Origin of the sequence: Nocardiopsis valliformis DSM 45023, from assembly GCF_000340985.1 — a bacterium.
GTDB lineage: Bacteria > Actinomycetota > Actinomycetes > Streptosporangiales > Streptosporangiaceae > Nocardiopsis > Nocardiopsis exhalans.
Genome location: NZ_ANAZ01000009.1, coordinates 60,358 through 80,471, shown reverse-complemented (window position 1 = coordinate 80,471; position 20,114 = coordinate 60,358). Strand labels below are relative to the sequence as shown.

The following is a 20,114-nucleotide window of genomic DNA, read 5'->3' as shown; positions in this document are numbered from 1 at the left end:
TCATCTTCAAACAGAGGACCGAAACAGGCACCCGGCCCCAGACACCACCACTGACCTCGCCGCCGCTTGTCCGTCGCCGACCTTGACCAGCCGCGACACGCGACCCGATTCCTGCCGGGGTGGGGAACTAGGCGTCCGCGTCCGCGTCCGTGTCCGCGTCCGTGTCTTCGTCGGGGTTCGCGTCCGCTTCCGACTCTTCGTCCGAGTCTTCCGTGTCGCGGAGGGGGAAGGTCTTCAGACTTTCGGCCAGGACGGCGAACTCGTCGACGCTGGTGCTGCCAGCGATGATCAGGGTCCGGTCTTCCTCGCGCAGAACGAGGGCGCCCCAGTCGTCGGAGTCCAGGTGCTCCCACTCCTGGTCGCCGACCATCACGGTGCCCACCGGCTCGGCGTCCTGGACGCTGCTACGCACCACGTTGTCGGGGTCGCCGTCGCTCTGGATCAGCCTCGCGTGGCTGTCCTGCGGGGTGGCGAAACCGAGGGACCACTCGACCGGGCCGGTGGTGTCCAGGGTGGAGCTGGTGGGGATCCAGCCCTCCGGAAGGTCTTCGGAGGGGGCCGTGACCGGGTAGTCGGCGGCGTCCCTGAGCACCTCGATGTCCGGGCGGAACTCCACAGTGGGAATGTGTTCGCCCGATCGCGAGGAGACCACGAACGACATCACCAGCAGGATCCCCACGAGGATCCCGAGGGAGATGGCGTAGTTCTTGAAGGTGGCGTTGGCCCGGCTGTATGAACTCATGACAATGACCAGCTTGCCCCAGGTCCCGGGGCGCTTCGACCGGGGGTGCACTTAGCGCACGTGAGCGGGGACTCGCCCGGAGCGGGAACTCTTTTCGGCCGACTAGTTCTGCAGGCGGTTACGGGGTTCGAGTTCGGTGAGCAGGCCGGTGATGTCGTCAGCGAGGCGGTGGGCGTCGGCGTCGTCGCGGCGGACGACCTCGGCGACGGCCAGGAGCATGGAACCGCTCACCACGATCAGCAGCGCCTCGTCCACGGGCTCGTCCGCCTTGCGGAACAGCGCCACGTTGCGGTCGGTCCACTGGGTGAGCCGAGAGCGCAGTTGATAGTCGAAGCCGGGCGGCCCGTCGCCGCTGAAGAACAGTCGCGCGGTCTCCCGCTCCTCGATGCAGCCGAGGAGGTAGGCGTGCGCCGCGATGTTCATCAGCCGTGTGGGATCGCTCTCACCTTCGGCTCGCGCGTCGCGGACCGCCTGGTGGGTGCGCTCCTGCTGCCGGTGCTGGAACTCCTCGTACAGGGCGATGTACAGATCCGCCTTGCCGGTGAAGTGGTGGTAGAGGCTGCCGACACTGGCCCCGGCGACCGAGACGACCTCGCTCACCCCAGCCTTGGCGAAACCCACGGTGCGAAACACCTGGGCCGCGGCCTTCAGCAGGGCACTGCGGGTGGCCGCGCCACGCGGCGAGACCCGCGCGGGCTTGTCCGTCTTGTCCACTGTCACGCCCTCACTCCTGTCCGGGTCCCCGCCAGGGTAGACCGTAACCGCCCCAGGCGACACGCTGGCGCCCCCGCCCACCCCTGCGTTCCCTCCGGCCTGGACCACTGGGGGGTCACGTCGGGTGACTACCCTAAGACGTGAATCCCACCCTGTTTCCTGACGGAAGGTGTCACGTCAATGTCGCAGTCCAGTAGCCCGTCCGCGCAGCCCTCGGCGCCCGACCGTAACCTCGCGCTGGAACTGGTCCGCGTCACCGAGACCGCCGCGCTCGCCGCGGCCCGTTGGGTCGGCAAGGGCGACAAGCTCGGCGCCGACGGTGCCGCGGTACGAGGCATGCGCCACATGATCAGCACCGTGTCGATGAACGGCACCGTGGTGATCGGCGAGGGCGAGAAGGACAACGCCCCCATGCTCTACAACGGCGAGCGCGTCGGTGACGGCGGCGGCACCGAATGGGACGTCGCGGTCGACCCGATCGACGGCACCACCCTGACCGCCATGGGCATGCCCAACGCCATCGCCGTGATCGCGATGAGCCCGCGCAACACCATGTTCGACCCCTCCGCGGTGTTCTACATGGAGAAGCTGGCCACCGGCCCCGAGGCGGCCGACGTGGTGGACATCGCCGCCTCCCCCGCGGAGAACATCCGCGCCGTGGCCCGCGCCAAGGGCAAGTCCCCGCAGGACGTCACGGTGGTGATCCTGGACCGTCCGCGCCACAAGCAGCTGGTCCAGGACGTGCGCGACGCGGGCGCCCGGATCAAGTTCATCAGCGACGGTGACGTCGCGGGCGCCATCATGGCAGCCCGCCCCGGCACCGGCGTCGACCTGATGCTGGGCATTGGCGGCACCCCCGAGGGCATCATCACCGCCTGCGCGATGAAGTGTCTGGGCGGTGTCATCCAGGGCCGCCTGTGGCCCAAGGACGACGAGGAGCGCCAGAAGGCCATCGACGCCGGCCACGATCTGGACCGCGTGCTGAACACCGACGACCTCGTCTCCTCGGATGACGTGTTCTTCGCCGCGACCGGCATCACCGACGGCGAGCTGGTCGGCGGGGTCCGCTACGAGTCCACCGGTGTGACCACCGACTCCCTCGTGATGCGCGGCCGCAGCGGCACCGTGCGCCAGGTCCGCAGCGAGCACCGCCTGAGCAAGCTGTCGGCCTACAGCGGAGTGGACCTCACCTCCGCCCCGGAGTAACTGGCGCGGTCGGAGTGGTCGGAGTGGTCGAAACAGCCCTGTGCGGCTACCGCGCGCATGCGAACCACTCCGGCCGCACCGGCATCACACTCACCACTGGCCCCGCGGCCGCGCTTGTCCCCTGAACACCCCTCGTCGGAGGTCCGATGTCCTACCCAGATCCCCCGCAGCAGCCCCAGTGGCAGCAGCCGCAACAGCCTGGCCAGGGGTTCACTCCGCCGCAGGGACCCGGTCAGCCGTACTTCGCCCCGCCCCAGCAGCCAGGCGGCCAGTACACCGGCGGTCAGTACACCGGCGGTCAGTACCCGGGGCAGCAGTACCCCGGCGGCCAGCCGCCGCAGGGCCCTGGCGCCCCCATGGGACCCGGCGGTCCCGGCCAGCCGCCCTACGGCGGCCAGTACTCCGGCGGGCAGGTCCCGCCGTCCGGGGGCGGTCGCAAGTGGCTGATCCCGGCGGCCGCCGGTGTGGCCCTGGTGGTCATGGGCGGCACCATCTGGGCGGCCGCGTCGCTGGTCAACTTCAGCGGCCCGCAGCCGGAGTCGGTCCTGCCCGGAAACTCCGTGGCCTTCGCCAAGGTCGACCTGGACATCGACGGCTCCCAGATCATCGACCTGCTGCGGTTCGCTGGCAAGCTCCCGGACGAGCTCACCGAGGACACCGCTGAGCTGGATGAGGACACCTCCGGCGCCTTCGCCGAGATGTTCTCGGACGCCTTCGACGTCAACCTGCGCCGGACCGAGGAGTGGATCGGCAACAAGGTCGGCCTGGCCGTCTGGCCCACCGGCGACTCCGAGGCCGCGGTCGCGGGCGACACGGCCATGGCGCTGGCGCTGTCCGTCGAGGACGCCGCGGCGGCCGAGGAGCAGTTCGTGGAGCTCCGCGACAGCGACGACGTGTACTTCGAGATGGTCGACGACTTCGTGGTCTTCACCGAGGGTGAGGCCGGGATCAACGACTACAACGACCAGATGTCGGAGCACGGCGACCTGGAGAGCGACGACACCTACAGCGGCGACCTCGGCAACGTGCCCAGGGGCAGCATCGCACTGGCCTGGACGGACCTGGGCGAACTCGGTCAGATGTCCGGAATCAGCGACGAGCTCTCCCGCGAACTCGGGACCTCCGGCGACTCCCTCGACGGCCGGATGACCGCCTCGGTGCGGGTGGACGGCGACTACCTCGAGGCCCGGATGGACATCTTCGGCTTCGAGGTGGAGAACGAGGACGTGTCCTGGTTGGCCGGCTCTGCGGGTTCGGGTCTGGACGCCATGGGGGGTCTACCCGCCGACACCGTGATGGCCTTCGGCGGCAGCGGTCTGGACGAGTCCCTGCGTACCGCGTGGGAGGACGACGAACTCCCGTTCCTCAACGCTGGCGACCGCACCGAGATGGAGGACTTCTTCAACTCCGTCGGCGCCCCGCTGCCGGACGGCTTCACCTCGCTCCTGGGTACCTCCACGGCCTTCGGTCTGACCGACTTCGACCCGGACTCCTTCAACTGGGAACCGTCCTTCGAGTACCGGGCGGTCGACGGCGACGAGCGCGCGCTCGAGGGCTTCCTGGACGAGGCCTTCGGCAGTCCTTACTCCGCTCTCCCGATGCCCAGCGTCAGCTCGGACGGTGACACGGTGGTGGTCTCCAACGGCCGGGGCGGCTCGGGCCGTCTGGGTGAGGATGACGTCTTCCAGCAGACCATGCAGAACCTGGACGACGCGGTGCTGGCCGGATACTTCGACCTGCGCCAGGTGCTGAGCCGGGACCAGGTGGACTCCCCCGACCAGTGGGGCGCGGTTGGTCTGGGCATGAGCGTCCTCGACGAGGGCCAGCGGGCCGTCATCGAACTGCGTTGGTCGCCCAGCGGCGGCTGACCAAGGATTCAGCACGACGGCGTGGCAGGGGCTCCCTGCCACGCCGTCGTTGTCTCCGAGGTCTAGTTCACGACCCTGCGGCGCATCTGGAAGGAGGCCAGGTTCCACATGAGCACGACGAAGCCCAGCAGCACCCCCACGTGCATCAGCGCCGTGCCCGTCTCCAGCCCGCCGAAGACGGAGCCGCGGATCAGCTCGACCGCGTGGTAGAGCGGGTTGACCATGGCCGCGGTCTGCACCCAGCCGGGCAGTTCGGTGAGCGGGAAGAACGTGCCCGCCATCAGGAACAGCGGGGTGAACAGGCCGCTGAACACGTAGTCCATGGAGCGCACCGAGGTGATCACCGCGGAGATCCAGATGCCGAAGAGCGCGAAGGCGAACCCGGCGAGGAAGGCGATGAGGGGTACCAGCAGCATCCCGGGGCCGGGCTGGAGCCCGAACCCGATCGCCACCAGCAGCGGCACGCAGCCGTAGACCCCGGCCCGCATGGCCAGCCACAGGGCCTCGCCGGTGACCAGTTCGCGCACGTCGACGGGGGCGGCCAGGATGCCCTCGTAGGTGTGCAGGAAGCGGCGTTTGATGAAGGTGTTGATGACGGCGGGCATCATCGACTGGAACATGACCGACACCGCGACGATGCCGGTGCCGAGGAAGTCGATGTAGCTGAACCCGGCGAGGGTGCCGATGAGGGCGCCCATGCCGAATCCGAAGCAGAGCAGGTAGAGGGTGGGCTCGACGACGGCCGCGAAGGTCGTGGCCCGCCAGGACTGTCCGTACAGGATCCACTCGCGGGCGACCACCCCCATGACCGCGTCGGCCTCGAAGCGTCCCGGTTTGGCGTGCCGTTCCGGGCGGGCGTCGTCGCGGCGCTGCGTCAGGCTCATTCCACGGACTCCCCGGTCAGGGTCACGAACACGTCTTCGAGGTTGCTGTCCCTGCGGTCGGGGGTGCCCAGGCGGTCGCGGACCGACTCCGGGAGCTCCTCGGCGCGCAGCACGGACAGGGTGGTGCCGGTCCGACGCGTGGTGAAGCCGTGCCCGTTGACCAGCCGCTCCAGCTCGGCCATGCCGCCCTCTCCGTCGGGTGTGTACTCCTCGACGCTGGCTCCGGCGTACTTGGCGACGAGGTCGGCGGGGGCGCCCCGCTCGACGACCCGCCCCTTGGCCATGAGGGCGACCTCGTCGGAGAGGCGTTCGGCCTCCTCGATGTAGTGGGTGGACATCAGGACGGTGGCGCCCTCGTCGCGCAGGGCGGTGATGACGCCCCACAGTTCCTGGCGCACCTGCGGGTCGAGGCCGACCGTGGGCTCGTCCATGAGGACCAGTTCGGGCCGGTGCAGGAGGGCGCGGACGATGAGCAGGCGCCGCCGCATCCCGCCGGAGAGGTCGTCGACGGGGGTGTCGCCGCGGTCGCTGAGCTGGGCCAGGCGCAAGGTGCGGGCGATGGCCTCCTTGCGGCGGGCCCGCGGGACCCGGTACAGGAACGAGAACATCCGCAGGTTCTGCTCGACGGTGAGTTCCTCGTCGAGGTTGTCGTGCTGGGGGACGACACCCATGCGGGCGCGGGCCCACTTGGACTCTGCGGGGATCGCATGGCCGAGGATGCTGATGTCGCCCTCGTCGGCGATGGACTGGGCGGTGAGCATCTTCATGGTGGTGGACTTGCCCGCGCCGTTGGGGCCGAGAAGGCCCAGGACGACTCCCTGGGGCACTTCCAGGTCGAGTCCGTCGACGGCGGCGAGTGAACCGAAGCGCTTGACGACGCCGCGCAGGTGGATGGCCGGCACGGCGGAGACGTCCCGGGAGGTCATGGCAGCGCTCCCGGGTACTGCCCGTCCGGGCTCTGGTGAGGTCATGGGAACACCGTAGACACCGGGTCGGACATTTTTCCAACCCTTTTTTCCGCGCACGCCCGACGCAAGGAATACATTTGTGGCGATTTTTATACCATCAACCGAAAACAAACCTTATAGATAAGTCAAGCATCCGTCAACCTAGCAGGTCAGAACCCTTTATTCCGGAAAAGCTTCCCTTTTCGATCCATGTCTGTATAGTCGCCATCCATACCTTTCGGACGGGCTGGAACCCCCGACTGGCCCCGTGCCACGGGCTGTCCGAAAGGTAGTCCCTCCAGCCCGGACGGCCGTGCGGACTCGCGAACCGCACGGCTCCCCCGCTAGTCCACGACTTGAGGAGAACCCCCTATGAGGTTCGGACGTCTCATGCGCTCCGCCGCCGTCCTGGCGGTCGCACCCGTCGCCGTCGCCGGCCTGGCCGCCTCTCCGGCCAACGCCCACGGCACACTCGGCAACCCGATCAGCCGGATCGCCGCCTGCTACGCCGAAGGCCCCGAGAACCCGCAGTCGGAGATGTGCGTCCGCCTGGTCGAGGAGAACGGCACCCAGCCGCTCTACGACTGGCACGAGGTCAACATCGCCAACGCCGACGGCCAGCACCGCGAGATCATCCCCGACGGCCAGCTGTGCAGCGCCGGACGGGACAAGTACTCCGCCCTGGACAACCCGGGCGACTGGGCGAGCACGGCGGTCACCAGCCTGCCCTCCGGCGGTGACCACACCTTCGAATACACCGCCGCGGTACCGCACGCCGGTTACATCGAGTACTACGTGACCACCGACGACTGGGACCCGAGCACCCCGCTGACCTGGAGCGAGCTCGAGTCGGAGCCCTTCGCCGTTGACGACCAGCCGGTCGCCGAGAACGGCACCTACACCATGACCGCCGAGCTGCCCGCCAAGAGCGGCGAGCACCTGATCTACACGATCTGGCAGCGCACGGACAGCCCCGAGGCCTTCTACACCTGCTCCGACGTCACCTTCGGCGGTTCGAACGCCCAGGTGACCCAGGCCGCCGCCGACACCGCGCCCTTCACCGTGGACGAGACCGCCTACGAGGACCTCGACCACGACCACACCGAGGCCACCACCGAGGAGGGCACCGAGGCCGCGGCCGAGGACACCCCCGAAACCGCCACCGAGGGCGCTGAGGCCGACGAGGCCGCCGCCCCGCACAGCGACCACGCCGCCGGAGGTGAGGAGCTGGCCAGGACCGGCACCGCGATCACCGCCCTCTTCGGCACCGCCATCGCGCTGATGGCCGCGGGCGCCGCCGCCCTGCACCTGGCACGCAAGCGCCGCGCCACCGCCTAGAACCCCGGGAACACGGCCCCGAGGAACGGCCCCGGACACGGAAGACCCCGTGTCCGGGGCCGCCTACCGTCCACAGGCGAAGGAAAACCCGTTGCGCTCATATCCGACCCGTGTCTACCGTTGAGGGGTCGGAAACGGACTCGAACGAGCCGGGGCCCACCAGCCCTCAGCTCTAGGACAGGTGTAGATGCCCCGGAACGCGCCGAGCGCGCCTCACAGCCGCGCGGGATTCCGCATGCCCTCACTCCAGATGGACGGCTGACCGGACCCGCCCCCGTCGAGACCCGCTCGGCGCTCTTGCTGTTGATCTCTTTTCACTCTCCAGCAAGGAGTTCCCGGGTTGTCCACCACCGACCCCACACCTTTCGTCTGCGTGCTCTGCGGTCTGTCCGTGTCCGACCTCGGACCCGACCACCAGCCGCGCGACCACTGCCCCAGCTGTCTGAGCTCCCACCACGTGCACGACCAGCACGACGGCGGCGCCTCCGACTGCGACGGGCGCATGACACCCATCTCCGTCGTCGTACCGCGCGACGGCCGCTGGAGACTCGTCCACCGCTGCGTGCGCTGTGACGAACTCTCCGAGAGCGCCGTGGCCAGTGACGACAACCCGCTCGTCCTGATGCGCATCGCCGTGCGCCCGCTCGCCGAACCGCCGTTCCCGCTCGAAATGCTCGGGGAGGTGTGAGCGTGGGCCGACGCAACCACCGCGACCGGGCACAGCCGCAGCGCCGCAAGACCGTACTGCGCGCACGCGGGGAACAGGGCCGCCAATCCGGGCCACCGGCAGCGGATTCCTTCCGCTGCGCCCACTGCCGGCTCGACGTGCCGCTGCGGGCACTGGGCACCGCACACCGCAACCACTGCCCGCACTGCCTCACCAGCCTGCACGTGGACGGCCGGGTCCCGGGCGACCGGGCCGCCGACTGCCACGGCCGGATGGAGGCGGCCAGTGTCAGCGCCCGACCCGACGGGGAATGGCTGATCATCCACCGCTGCCTCTCGTGCGGGGAGCTCAGCGCCAACCGGGTCGCGGGCGACGACAACGCCCGCGCCCTGGTCCGGCTGGCGGTGCGGCCGCTCTCGGCCACCACCGCACGCCGCGCTCTGATGCTCTTGTAGGCGTTACCTGCGAAGACGGCCGCGGGTCCGGGTCCGCCCGGACCCGCGGCCGTTCCCTCCACCACCACCGCGGCCCCTCTGTGACCGCGATTCCTCTACCCTTGGGGCCGTGAGTGAGGAAGTCTCCCCCGCCCGGATGAGGGCCTCCAACAACGACCGCGAACGCGTCAGCGAGGTCCTACGCGCCGCCGTGACCGACGGCCGGATCGACATGGAGGAGTTCGAGGAGCGCCTCCACCGGGCCCAGGAGGCCAGGTTCCTCGGTGACCTGCCCGAACTCACCGCCGATCTCCTGCCCCCCGCGGAACAGCCCATCCAGCTCGCCCCCGAGCCGATGGTCAGCTGGTTCACCACCCTCAGGCGCAAGGGCCGCTGGGTCGCGCTCCCCAACGAGCAGGCCGGGGCGGTGCTCGGGCACACCGAGATCGACATGCGCGAGGTCCTGCTCACACACAACCACCACCGGATGTCCGTGAGCACCTTCCTCGGCAAGGTCGTCATCGACGTCCCCGAGGGCGTCGAAGTCCGGATGAAGGGCTGGTCCTTCCTCGGCAGGCGCAGCACCAACGCCCGCCAGAGCACCATGTCCAACCCGCCGGTCCTGGAGATCGACGGGTTCTGCCTGTTCGGCAGCGTGCGCGTGCGCGCCCCCAGGCGCCGTCTCTTCCTCGGCCGCCGCCGCGCCCGCCGCCAGCTCAACGGCTGATCTCTGACCTGGGGCGATGTCAACATGACACGTGCAACACCGTGAACCCCGGGTGAAGTGCGATGTGCTCTGCCGCGTCTGGCAGGCTTTAGGTCACAGGTTTTCCCAGGAGAGATGGGTTGTCATGAGCGAGTTCCGTATCGAGCACGACTCGATGGGTGAGGTCAAGGTCCCCGCCAAGGCCAAGTGGCGGGCCCAGACCCAGCGTGCCGTCGAGAACTTCCCGATCTCGGGGCAGGGGCTGGAGAACGCCCACATCGCCGCGCTCGGCGAGATCAAGGCCGCCGCCGCCAAGGTGAACGCCGAGCTCGGCGTGATCTCCGACGACATCGGCAAGGCCATCCGTGAGGCCGCCCTCGAGGTCGCCGACGGCAAGTGGAACGACGAGTTCCCGATCGACGTCTTCCAGACCGGTTCGGGTACCTCCAGCAACATGAACACCAACGAGGTCGTGGCCACCGTCGCCAAGGAGCGCACCGGCGTCGACGTCCACCCGAACGACCACGTGAACGCCTCGCAGTCGTCCAACGACGTGTTCCCGTCCTCCATCCACATCGCCGCCACCTCGGCCGTGCAGAACGAGCTGATCCCGGCACTGCGCCACCTGGAGGGCGAGCTCACCCGCAAGTCCATCGAGTTCGCGTCGGTCGTCAAGAGCGGCCGCACCCACCTGATGGACGCCACCCCGGTCACTCTGGGCCAGGAGTTCGCCGGGTTCGCCGCGCAGGTCCGCTACGGCGTCGAGCGCATCGAGGCCGTCCTGCCGCGCGTGGCCGAGCTGCCCCTGGGCGGTACCGCGGTCGGCACCGGCATCAACACCCCGGAGGGCTTCTCCGCCCGGGTCATCGCCGAGATCGCCGCCAACACCGGTCTGCCGCTGACCGAGGCCCGCGACCACTTCGAGGCGCAGGGCGCCCGTGATGGTCTGGTCGAGCTCTCCGGCCAGCTGAGGACGATCGCGGTCGGCTACTGCAAGATCGCCAACGACATCCGCTGGATGGGTTCGGGCCCGACCACCGGTCTGTCCGAGATCTTCCTCCCCGACCTCCAGCCGGGCTCATCGATCATGCCGGGCAAGGTCAACCCGGTCCTGTGCGAGGCCATGCTCCAGGTCTCCTCGCAGGTCGTCGGTAACGACGCCGCGGTGGCCTTCGGCGGTGCCTCCGGCAACTTCGAGCTCAACGTCCAGCTGCCGATGATCGCGCGCAACGTGCTCGAGTCCATCCGCCTGCTGGCCAACGTCTCCACGGTCTTCGCCGACCGCTGCGTGGCCGGGATCAAGGCCAACGAGGAGCAGTGCCGCGTCTACGCGGAGTCCTCCCCGTCGATCGTGACGCCGCTCAACCGCTACATCGGCTACGAAGAGGCCGCCAAGGTCGCCAAGCAGTCGCTGGCCGAGAAGAAGACCATCCGCGAGGTCGTGCTCGAGCGCGGCTACATCAAGGACGGCAAGCTCACCGAGGAGCAGCTCGATGCCGCCCTCGACGTCCTCAAGATGACCAACTCCCAGTAGACAGGTCACCCAGGGCCAAGGGGCACCTCGCGTACGCGAGGTGCCCCCTCTCACGTGATCAGGTACCGATTCGGTTCCGCACCCTGCCCGGTAGGAACCTTCCCCACCTGGTCGGCGTCGGACATTCTTAGTCAGACCACACCGTTTCACTGCCCGCTTCGAGAGGGCGACAGATGTCGAGTAACAGCCAACAGACCATTGCGAACCGCTACGTGCTGCGCCGTGAACTCGGCCGTGGCGGCATGGGCATCGTCTGGGAGGCGCACGACACGGCCCTGGACCGGGTCGTGGCGATCAAACAGGTCATCCTCCCCGGCCACTTCACCGACACCGAACGCGACGACGCCCACGCCCGGGTCCGCCGCGAGGCCCAGTCCGCCGCACGGATCGCCCACCCCACCGTCATCACCATCCACGACGTGTTCGAATACGAACACAACCCGTGGGTGGTCATGGAACTGGTCGAGGGCGGATCCCTCCAGGAGATGCTCGCCGAAACCGGCGCACTGCCCCCGGACACCGTCGCCGACATCGCCGAATCCCTGCTCCAGGCCGTACGCGCCGCCGACACGGCGGGGGTCCTGCACCGGGACATCAAACCCGGAAACATCATGATGTCCACCGACGGGCGCGTCATCCTCACCGACTTCGGCATCGCCACCATGGAGGGCGGGCCGAGCATCACCCGCACCGGCGCACTGATCGGCTCCCCCGAATACATGCCCCCCGAACGCCTCGAAGGCGGACCGGCCGAGCACCGGGGCGACCTGTGGAGCATCGGCGTCACCCTCTACGCCGCCGTGGAGGGCACCTCCCCCTTCCGCCGCGACTCCATCACCGCCGCCATCGCCGCCGTCATCTCCGCCCCACTGCCACCCATGACCCGCGCCGGATGGCTCGAACCCGTCATCACGGGCCTACTGGAACGCGACCCGGACCAGCGGCTCACCACCGAACAGGCCCTGGAGCTGCTGCGGCGCTGCCGCGGCGGCGACGTACCGGCGACCGGGGGCGCCACCGGGGGCCAGGAGCCCCACAGCGCGCACAGCGGCGGCTACCCCGACCAGCAGGCGAGCGGTCCGCAGACGCCGTACCCGGGCGGGTACTCCTCCGGCGGGGGCTACTACGGGCAGGGGGCCTACCCGGGCGGTGACCAGTACGGACAGGAGCAGTACGGGCACGAGCAGGGCCACTACGCGCACGCGGCGGCCCCCTACGCGCAGCACGACCAGGGCGGGTACGGGGGCGGTCACAGCGGCGGCCAGCAGGGCATGGCCCACGCCGCCGGTGCTCGGGCCCCCGGCAAGCGCGGCGGCTCCGGGAAGACCTGGGTGGCGCTGGGCATGACCCTCGTGGCCGTTCTGGTGGTCGCAGGCATCGTGGTCGCGGTGTCCATGCGCCCCGAGGCGGGCTCCGATACAGCCGCGGACGACCCCGGGCGCTCCGAGGGACGCGATTCGGAGTCGGCCCAGGAGGAGCCGGAGGGCGTCCGCGTCGAAGGGACACCCCCCGAGTACGACGATGACGACCTCCAGGTCTTCGGCTCGGAGTGGTTCACGATCTCCTACCCCGGCGGCTGGACCGTCGACGACAGTCAGATCGACGACTCCATCGCGCTGTTCGTCGCTCCGGGGATGGAGCACGAGCTCATGGTGGAGGGCTGGGAGGAGAGCGATTTCACCGGCACCGCCGGGGAGTTCCTGGCGCAGACCGACGGCGGCACCGACATCGAGGACGACACCAGCGGCTACGAGGTGCTCGACTCCGAGGACTTCGACCGGGACGACTTCGACGGCGGCCTGGCCGGGCTGGACGTGGCGATGGTCGAGGCCGACCTGGTCAACACCAACTGGGGCGAGCCCGAGCGGCGGCTCTGGGTGTACGCGGTGGTCCTGGAGGAGGGCGACCAGCGGGTGTTCTACCTGGTGAGCGTGAACGTGCCCCGGGAGCAGGAGGGCGACTTCGACGACATCCACGAGGACGTCATCGAGACCTTCACCCCGCACAAGTAAACCCCCTGGACGAGGAACGGCCCCGCACGGTTCGTGCGGGGCCGTTCTGCGTTGTTCTGGAGGATCGAGTCGGCCCGAAGGGAGGCTAGTACCAGCCGACGGACTGGGAGTGGGCCCAGGCCTCGCAGGGGGTGCCGTAGCGGTCCTTGATGTAGCTGATGCCCCAGGAGATCTGGGTGGCCGGGTTGGTCCGCCAGTCAGAACCGTGGGAGGCCATCTTGTCGCCGGGGAGCGACTGCGGGATGCCGTAGGCGCCGGAACTGGAGTTCTGGGCCGTGTGGTTCCAGTTGCTCTCCTTCTCCCACAGGGGCTCAAGGCAGTTGTCGAACTGCTCGGCGCCCCAGCCCTGGGCCGCCACGGCCTGGCGGGCGATGCCCTTGGGGTCGCCCGTGAACTCGGGCGTCTCCTCGGCTTCTTCCTCCTCCTCTTCTTCCTCTTCCTCCTCGATGTCGCTGCCGGTGGCCAGGGTGATGCGCACCCCGTCGCCGTTGGCAGCGTCACGCTGGTCCTGCGCCTGATCGCGCAGGGCCTGGAGTTCGTCCTCGGTCAGTTGTTCCGAGGCCGCGAAGAACTCGTCGCCCTCGGTTTCGTCGGTGTCGACCGCGGGTTCCTCGGACTGCGGCACGGCGGCGCTGGCCGCCGCACCCGGGTCCACACCGTCGTCCGCGAAGGCGGAGACGGCGAACGTCGCGCCGGCGACCAGGGTCGCCGCACCGACCGCCGCGGTACTGCGCAGCGACATGCGGTTGAGTAGCACGGTTGCCTTTCCCAAAAGGGGGGTTTAGGGCAGGGAAAAACCTATTAATACCAGTTGTTGGCCTGGGAGTGGGACCAGGCCCCGCACGGATTCCCGTAGCGGTCCTTGATGTAGCTGATCCCCCAGGAGATCTGGGTGGCCGGGTTGGTCTGCCAGTCGGAACCGTGGGAGGCCATCTTGTTCCCGGGCAGGGACTGCGGGATGCCGTAGGCGCCGGAGCTCGGGTTCTGGGCCGTGTGGTTCCAGTTGCTCTCCTTCTCCCACAGGGGCTCAAGGCAGCCGTGGAACTGGTCCGCAGCCCAGCCCTCGTCGAGGACCATCTGGAGCGCGATCTCCTTGGCCGACCCGGCCGGTACCGGGGTGGTCGGGGCGGAGCTGCCGGAACCACCGGAGCCGCTGGAGGACTCGCTCTGGGCGGGCTCCTCCGGCTCGGGTTCGGGCTCGGGCTCGGCGATCTCGGCGCCGGTGCCGCTGGCGGACTGGACGGCCTCCTCGGCCGCGGTCCGCGCGTCGTCCCGGCTCTGCTCGCGCTGACTCTCCCGCTCGGTCTCGTCGACCGCGGGCGGGCTCGCGAAGAACTCCTCTTCCAGCTCCTGCGTCTGCTCCGGAGGCGTCACCGCGGAGGTGGCCTGGCCGGGGTCGAGGTCGCCGGTCTGCGCGAAGGCCGAGACGGTGAACATGCCGCCGGCGACCAGCGCCGCGGCTCCGACGGCGCTCATCTGGCGCAGTGAGATCCGGTTGACTATCAAGATCGCCCTTTCACGTTGACGCACGCGTGCCCTGGTCAGAGCGTTCGCGTGGGGTGTTCGCCGCCGTTGGACCGTGTGGCCCGTTCGATCTGCCGCGGCAGGGACGGCACTCGCCGTACGACCGACCGCGGAGCGGGGCTCCCACACGGGAGGGGGAATTCTCGGTGCAGCGCACCCAGCCTGCATCATCGTCACGGTAAAGTAACGCCAGTTTTACTGTGTCCTGACTCACATCACGGAATGTGTGCATTTTCCAGGCCTCTGACCTGCGTCTCAATACGAAGAGTCAAGGGCTGGTCAACGCCGGACAGGCCTGTGTCACTGCTCTCCCCCTCCCGGAGGGGAGGCCGAGGTCACCGAACGACCGATCCGACGGCTGAGTACACGCTCGTGAGCGTCTGAGTACCTGTACGGATGTGCCGTGCAGCGCCGCTGAGGAGCATGGACCCATGAACGCCCAAGGACTCCCACAGCCCCCGCCGGGAGCGCCGCGCCACTGTCCGGAATGCGCCGCTTCCCTGGCCACCGCGGCGCACGCGTGCAAGAACTGCGGGCTCAGCCTGGTCGGACCGACGGCGCAGCGCCTGTGGTGGATCGACACCGAAATCGACATGCTGCGCGGGCGCGAGCGCGCGCTGGTCCAGGAACGCCCCGTGGTCCTGAACCGGTTGCGCCAGGAGAGCCGCGAGCGCGCCCGGCAGGAGATCCGCGAACGGCTGGAGGCACAGGAGCTCTGGGCGGCCGCGCAGCAGGAGGCCTCACGGCGGGCCCCCGAACCCCTGGACCCGATCGAGATCCCGGCAGCGCCACCCGCACCAGCCACACCGGGTGTTCCGGCCAGGTCCCCGGTACCGGCGGCCCCCGCCGCCGCGGCCCATGCCCCTGCGCCTGCCGCTCCGGGCCGTTCCGGTGAGGTCAGCCGACGCTCGGCGCAGAACATTATCCTCGGCCTGGGCGGTCTACTGGTCGGCATCGCCGCCCTGGTCTTCGCCATCTGGACGTGGAGCGACATGGGCACCGGCACCCGCGCCGCCGTGCTCGGTCTGACCACCCTGACCTTCGCCGGACTGGCCCACCCGCTCTACCGGCGCGGTCTGCACGCCACCGCCGAGACCTTCGGGGCGGTGGCCGCCGGTCTGCTCTGCGTGGACGCGCTCGCGCTGTGGCTGCTGAGCGACCAGATGACCAACGGTCCCGGCTACACCGCCGCAGCGCTCGCTGTGATGAGCACACTGCTGGCGCTCTATCCGGCCCTGGTCCCGCTGAGTTCGCCGCGTGTCCTGGCCGCCCTGTTCCTCCAGCCGGTGCCGGTGCTGCTGGTGATCGCTCTGCCCAGCGACGGCAACCCCGGCTGGCTGCTGGCCGTGATCGCCGCCACCGCGCTCGCCGACGTACTGGTCCTGCGCCGCCTCGGCCCGCCCCGCCCGGGCGTCCCCGTCCGCACGCTGCGAGTCGCGGCGCTCATTCTGTGGGGCCTGGCGCTGTTCGTCACCGTCGTGACCGTGCTCGCCGCCGGTTCCTACTCCGGAGAGGACCCGCTGGGCTGGTGGTCACTGGCGACCACCCTGTTCCTGAGCGGGATCACCGCGCTGCTGGTGGAGCGCCGGCGCGCGCCCGCACCAGCTGGCCAGGCCGTCCAGGACCAGCACGCGAGTGGTACGCCCGCCCCGAGGAACCTGTCCATGTTCACGGTCCTGGGTCTGCTCAGCCTGGCCCTGATGCCGCTGGTCGCCGGTCCCGCGCACCTGCCGGTCCTGCCCCGCCTCACGGCCGCGCCGTGGAGCCTGGAACCGGCAGCGATGGCCACCCCCGCCGTCGAGCTACTCCAGCTGGACCGGGTGAGCGCGCTGCCGCCGCTGAGCTTCGTGTACCTGGCCGGAATCCTGGTCGCCACCGCGCTCGCCCTGGGCGCGGTCTGGCTCCTGCACCGCTCCGCCCTGCTCCTCACCCTGTCGTTGACCGCCCCGGCCGCGCTGCTGGCCGTCCCCCTGCTGCTCGGCCTTCCCCAGGCCGTGGCGGCCGTGTGGGCGCTGGTCGTCGGCGGCTGCCTGGTCCTGGGCTCGGCGCTGCTGGGCAGGTGGACCGGCGCGGTTCCGGTGATCACCGGAACCCTCACCCTGCTCACAGGCCTGGTCTGGGCGCTGCCCGAGCGATACACGACCTTGGCCGCCGTGCTGATGCTGGCCGTCACCGCGCTGGTCTGCGCGGCCGGGGCCCGCCGGTTCACCAACCCGGTCCGCCGCCCCGAACCGGGCGACCGGACCGCCACCCTCTACATGGCGGGCACCCTGCTGTGGGGCCTGGCCCTGCTGGTCGGCGGCGCCTACCTGGTCGGGAACCGGGGCGCGGACGGTACCGCGCAGGTCCAGTGGTGGCTGCTGACCGCCGCCGTGCTGCTGTGCGGGGCCACCGCGCTGATGCTCAGCCGGGTGCCGACCCCGTCCTCGCTGCGGCTGACCGTCGACGGCCACCAGTCGGGCACCGACCTGCGCCCGCTGTTCACCCTGGTTGGTCTGGGCCTGCTGCCGGTGGCCCCGCTGCTGGCCCTGCCGGAGCGCTCACCGGCCCTGACGCTGTTCGCCGATCGGACCTCGTGGTCCGAGCCGGTCCAGGCGATGTGGGAACCCGTGCACGCCGTGCTCGGGCTGCCCGCACAGCCCAGCGTGCTCTTCGCGGTGGGTTCGGCCCTCGGCCTCCTGCTGGTGGGCGCCCTGGTGGTGGCCCTGGTGGCCGTGATCGAACGCCGCTGGCTGCCGACCGGGCTGGCCCTGGCCGTGCCGCCGACGCTGGTGCCGCTGCCGGTTCTGTTGGGCGCGCCGTTCGCCGTGGCGGTCGTGTGGACGGTGCTGGTCGGCGCCGCACTGCTCCTGTGGGTACCGCGGCTGCGGGCCTCGGTCGGCTGGCTGCCGGGGCTGATCGGGCTGGCCACGATGCTGCTGGCCCTGTCCTGGTCGCTGCCCGAGCAGCACACCACGCTGATCGCGCTGCTGCTGGTCGCCACCGTGGCCCTGCTGTCCGCGCTGACCCACCAGAACCTGCGCGCCGCCACCGCGGTTCCCGGAACCGGAGCTACCGGGCCGGCCGACGCCGTGGGTTCCGTGGCCGCGCTCGTGTCCGGGCTGACCATGGTGACCTGGGGCGCCACTCTCTTCTTCGGGCTGGCCGCTCTGATCGCCTCCGCCGCCGTCGGCGCACCCGGGCAGGTGCCCTGGTGGCTGCTGGGCGCCGTCACCCTGCTGCTCGGCGCGACCGCGCTGGTCCTGGACCGCACCGAGCGCCGGGCAGGCTCGACCACGGACGGCGGTGCCCCGTCCGTGTTCGGGATCGGAGCGCTTCTCCTGCTGGCCGCCGTCCCGCCCGTGGTGGGACCGCGCGGCCTGCCCACGATCCCCGCGCTCGGCCCCAACGGCTCCCCCTTCGATGCCCCGACCCCGGCGATGCTGGCGCCGGCGCGGGAGTTCGTGGGTCTGCCGGTCCCGGCCGATACCCTGACGGCCCTGCTCACCGCCCTGGGCATGATGGTCGCCGGGTCACTGGCGCTGAGCACCGTACTGCTGCTGGGGCGGAGGCTGCTGACCCCGGCGATCACCCTGGTCGGAGCGCTCACCCTGGTGCCGCTGCCGGTACTGCTGGGTGCGCCGTTCCTCGTGGCGATCGTGTGGACGGTGCTGGTCGGCGCCGCACTGCTGCTGTGGGTACCGCGGCTGCGCGCCTCTGACGGCTGGCTGCCCGGGACGATCGGGCTGGCCACGATGCTGCTGGCCCTGTCCTGGTCACTGCCCGAGCAGCACACCACGCTGATCGCGCTGCTGCTGGTCGCCACCGTGGCCCTGCTGTCCGCGCTGACCCACCGCGGACTCGCCCGTCCCTCCCGCCCCTCCGCCGGGCCGGGCGGTTCCCCGGAGCGGCTCGTGTACGGGCTCACCGCCCTCACCTGGGGCGCCGGTCTGCTCTTCGGGCTCGCCGCCCTGGTGATGTCCGCGGCTGACGGCTCCGCCGCCCAGCTGCCCTACTGGCTGCTGGGCGCCCTAGCCCTGCTGCTCGGCACGACCGCGATGATCCTGGGCCGTACGGACCGCGAGCGGGCCGCCGAACCGGACCGGTCGGGCGTACCGGCCTCGTTCAGCGTGCTGGGGCTGCTGCTGGCGGCGATCGTTCCGCTGCTGGTCGGGCCGCGCGGCGTGACCGCGCTGGCGCCGTTCTCGTGGATCCACGGTGTGTACGAGGCTCCGCTCTCGGCCCTGCTGGACCCGGCGCACGTCTTCCTCGGGCTGCCCGCCCCGAACGACACCCTGAGCATGTTCACCGTCCCCTTGGGACTGCTGGTCGCCGCGCTGCTGGTCCTGGGCACGGTGCTGCTGCTGGACCGGACCCTGTTGGTGCCGACGGCGGCGCTGGTCGTCCCGCTCACCCTGATCCCGCTGCCGGTGGCGGTGGGCGCGACCTTCCTGGCCGCCCTCGTGTGGACGCTCGCGGTCGGCTCCCTGCTGCTCACCAGCTCCGCGCTGCTCCGGGAGGGACAGGGCTCCTGGATGCCCTGGACGACCGGTCTGGCCACACTCGCGCTCGCACTGAGCTGGGCCGTCTCGGAGCGCTACAGCACGGTGGCGGTCCTGCTCGCGGTGGCGGCGGCCGCCTCGGTGGTCACCGCCCTGGCACGGACCCGATTCGTGGCGATCGCTTCCACCTCGGTGGCGGTGACGGCCACCGGCGGGTTCGCGCTCACCCTGCCACTGGCCCTGAACGTGCCGGTCGAGTACGCGGCCTTCGGACCCATCGCCGTGGTGGCCGCCGTGGCCGTGGTCGCCCCGCGGCTGCGCAGCCCGCTGGTGGAGGCGGCCGAGGTCCCCGCCACGGTGTGGGCCGCCCTCGCCCTGGGCCTCACCGTCCTGAACGGCACCCGCCTGGAGCTGGTGGCGGTCGCGCTGGCCGTGGTCGGCGTGGTGAGCCTGGCCAGCGCGGTGCGGCCGGACCGCCGAGGATTCGCGGTGGTCGGCGCGGTGCTGATGTTCCTGGCGCTGTGGACCGCGCTCGCCTCATGGAACGTCACCGTCCCGGAGGCGTACACGGTCCCGCCCGCGCTCGCCTTCCTGGTGATCGGCTGGGAGTGGTCGCGCAAGGCCGACGAAACCCCGCCGAGCTGGCTCGCCTACGGCGGCGGCCTGGCGCTGCTGCTCAGCCCGACGGTGTGGCTGGTGCTCATCGAGGACGACCTGGTCTGGCGGGTCCCGACCGTGCTCGCGGTGGGCCTGGCGGTCACGGTGTGGGGTCTGTTCCAGCGCCTCCAGGCGGCCCTGGTCATCGGCGGCCTCGCCCTGCTCGTGACCTCGCTGCGCGCCTTCGGTCCGCCGCTGTGGGAGCTGACCCAGCTGATGCCCAACTGGCTGCCATTCGCCGTGATCGGGGTGCTGCTGCTGATCGTGGGCGCCCGATACGAGGCCAGCCTGACCCGCCTGCGCCAGGTCGGCCGGATGCTCTCCGAGATGCGCTAGCTGTGCCCGGAGCAGCGTGCGCCCGCCTCACGGTTCGTGGGGCGGGCGCACGTGTGCGGGTTCA

Annotated in this window: 15 protein-coding genes; 9 read left to right on the top strand and 6 right to left on the bottom strand. The window is 70.4% G+C overall.

Features of this window, described 5'->3' with window-relative positions:
* Positions 1-127 precede the first annotated feature (127 nt).
* Positions 128-742, bottom strand: coding sequence for a DUF4245 domain-containing protein (locus tag D457_RS0110365; RefSeq protein WP_017580597.1), 615 nt, complete (start codon positions 740-742; stop codon positions 128-130).
* Positions 743-844: 102 nt separating this feature from the next.
* Positions 845-1,456: a TetR/AcrR family transcriptional regulator gene (locus D457_RS0110360; RefSeq protein ID WP_017580596.1), complete on the bottom strand. Its 612-nt coding sequence runs from the start codon at positions 1,454-1,456 to the stop codon at positions 845-847.
* A gap of 180 nt (positions 1,457-1,636) precedes the next feature.
* On the opposite strand from D457_RS0110360, the gene glpX reads away from it, so the two are divergent.
* Entirely contained in the window at positions 1,637-2,662 is a 1,026-nt protein-coding gene (gene glpX / locus D457_RS0110355; RefSeq protein WP_017580595.1) for a class II fructose-bisphosphatase, read from the top strand.
* 146 nt (positions 2,663-2,808) lie between these two features.
* Positions 2,809-4,530, top strand: coding sequence for a hypothetical protein (locus D457_RS0110350; RefSeq protein WP_017580594.1), 1,722 nt, complete (start codon positions 2,809-2,811; stop codon positions 4,528-4,530).
* A gap of 62 nt (positions 4,531-4,592) precedes the next feature.
* On the opposite strand, the gene D457_RS0110345 is transcribed toward D457_RS0110350, so the two are convergent.
* Together D457_RS0110345 and D457_RS0110340 are read right to left on the bottom strand one after the other, a co-directional pair.
* Positions 4,593-5,414, bottom strand: coding sequence for an ABC transporter permease (locus tag D457_RS0110345; protein ID WP_017580593.1), 822 nt, complete (start codon positions 5,412-5,414; stop codon positions 4,593-4,595).
* Positions 5,411-6,340: an ABC transporter ATP-binding protein gene (locus D457_RS0110340; protein WP_017580592.1), complete on the bottom strand. Its 930-nt coding sequence runs from the start codon at positions 6,338-6,340 to the stop codon at positions 5,411-5,413. Before D457_RS0110340 ends, D457_RS0110345 begins: the two co-directional genes overlap by 4 nt.
* 393 nt (positions 6,341-6,733) lie before the next feature.
* Between D457_RS0110340 and D457_RS0110335 the strand changes: the two genes are divergently transcribed.
* The 6 genes from D457_RS0110335 (at position 6,734) to D457_RS0110310 (ending at position 13,052) form a co-directional block, all read left to right on the top strand.
* On the top strand, positions 6,734-7,699 hold the full coding sequence (locus tag D457_RS0110335) for a lytic polysaccharide monooxygenase auxiliary activity family 9 protein (RefSeq protein WP_017580591.1): 966 nt from the start codon (positions 6,734-6,736) through the stop codon (positions 7,697-7,699).
* A gap of 340 nt (positions 7,700-8,039) precedes the next feature.
* Complete coding sequence (locus D457_RS0110330) at positions 8,040-8,387, top strand: RNHCP domain-containing protein (protein WP_017580590.1); 348 nt, start codon at positions 8,040-8,042, stop codon at positions 8,385-8,387.
* Complete coding sequence (locus D457_RS0110325; RefSeq protein WP_017580589.1) at positions 8,384-8,821, top strand: RNHCP domain-containing protein; 438 nt, start codon at positions 8,384-8,386, stop codon at positions 8,819-8,821. Before D457_RS0110330 ends, D457_RS0110325 begins: the two co-directional genes overlap by 4 nt.
* A 136-nt stretch (positions 8,822-8,957) precedes the next feature.
* A complete protein-coding gene (locus tag D457_RS0110320; RefSeq protein ID WP_017580588.1) occupies positions 8,958-9,527 on the top strand; it encodes a DUF1707 SHOCT-like domain-containing protein in 570 nt (189 codons plus the stop codon).
* 124 nt (positions 9,528-9,651) lie between these two features.
* Positions 9,652-11,040: a class II fumarate hydratase gene (locus D457_RS0110315; RefSeq protein ID WP_017580587.1), complete on the top strand. Its 1,389-nt coding sequence runs from the start codon at positions 9,652-9,654 to the stop codon at positions 11,038-11,040.
* A gap of 173 nt (positions 11,041-11,213) precedes the next feature.
* Complete coding sequence (locus tag D457_RS0110310) at positions 11,214-13,052, top strand: serine/threonine-protein kinase (RefSeq protein ID WP_017580586.1); 1,839 nt, start codon at positions 11,214-11,216, stop codon at positions 13,050-13,052.
* 85 nt (positions 13,053-13,137) lie between these two features.
* Here D457_RS0110310 and D457_RS0110305 read toward each other — a convergent pair whose 3' ends face one another.
* Positions 13,138-13,794 (bottom strand): aggregation-promoting factor C-terminal-like domain-containing protein, encoded by a 657-nt coding sequence (locus D457_RS0110305; protein ID WP_026116518.1) that lies wholly within the window; start codon positions 13,792-13,794, stop codon positions 13,138-13,140.
* Positions 13,795-13,853: 59 nt separating this feature from the next.
* Complete coding sequence (locus D457_RS0110300; RefSeq protein ID WP_017580584.1) at positions 13,854-14,558, bottom strand: aggregation-promoting factor C-terminal-like domain-containing protein; 705 nt, start codon at positions 14,556-14,558, stop codon at positions 13,854-13,856.
* Positions 14,559-15,007: 449 nt separating this feature from the next.
* Here D457_RS0110300 and D457_RS0110295 point away from each other — a divergent pair, with 449 nt between their 5' ends.
* Positions 15,008-20,050: an SCO7613 C-terminal domain-containing membrane protein gene (locus D457_RS0110295; protein ID WP_026116517.1), complete on the top strand. Its 5,043-nt coding sequence runs from the start codon at positions 15,008-15,010 to the stop codon at positions 20,048-20,050.
* Positions 20,051-20,114: the final 64 nt, after the last annotated feature.

What these genes read in the sequence shown, in the direction of transcription:
- D457_RS0110365 (WP_017580597.1), bottom strand. Translation starts at nt 742, where the DNA reads ATGAGTTCATACAGCCGGGCCAACGCCACCTTCAAGAACTACGCCATC.
- glpX (WP_017580595.1), top strand. Translation starts at nt 1,637, where the DNA reads ATGTCGCAGTCCAGTAGCCCGTCCGCGCAGCCCTCGGCGCCCGACCGT.
- D457_RS0110350 (WP_017580594.1), top strand. Translation starts at nt 2,809, where the DNA reads ATGTCCTACCCAGATCCCCCGCAGCAGCCCCAGTGGCAGCAGCCGCAA.
- D457_RS0110345 (WP_017580593.1), bottom strand. Translation starts at nt 5,414, where the DNA reads ATGAGCCTGACGCAGCGCCGCGACGACGCCCGCCCGGAACGGCACGCC.
- D457_RS0110340 (WP_017580592.1), bottom strand. Translation starts at nt 6,340, where the DNA reads ATGACCTCCCGGGACGTCTCCGCCGTGCCGGCCATCCACCTGCGCGGC.
- D457_RS0110335 (WP_017580591.1), top strand. Translation starts at nt 6,734, where the DNA reads ATGAGGTTCGGACGTCTCATGCGCTCCGCCGCCGTCCTGGCGGTCGCA.
- D457_RS0110320 (WP_017580588.1), top strand. Translation starts at nt 8,958, where the DNA reads ATGAGGGCCTCCAACAACGACCGCGAACGCGTCAGCGAGGTCCTACGC.
- D457_RS0110315 (WP_017580587.1), top strand. Translation starts at nt 9,652, where the DNA reads ATGAGCGAGTTCCGTATCGAGCACGACTCGATGGGTGAGGTCAAGGTC.
- D457_RS0110310 (WP_017580586.1), top strand. Translation starts at nt 11,214, where the DNA reads ATGTCGAGTAACAGCCAACAGACCATTGCGAACCGCTACGTGCTGCGC.
- D457_RS0110305 (WP_026116518.1), bottom strand. Translation starts at nt 13,794, where the DNA reads ATGTCGCTGCGCAGTACCGCGGCGGTCGGTGCGGCGACCCTGGTCGCC.
- D457_RS0110295 (WP_026116517.1), top strand. Translation starts at nt 15,008, where the DNA reads ATGAACGCCCAAGGACTCCCACAGCCCCCGCCGGGAGCGCCGCGCCAC.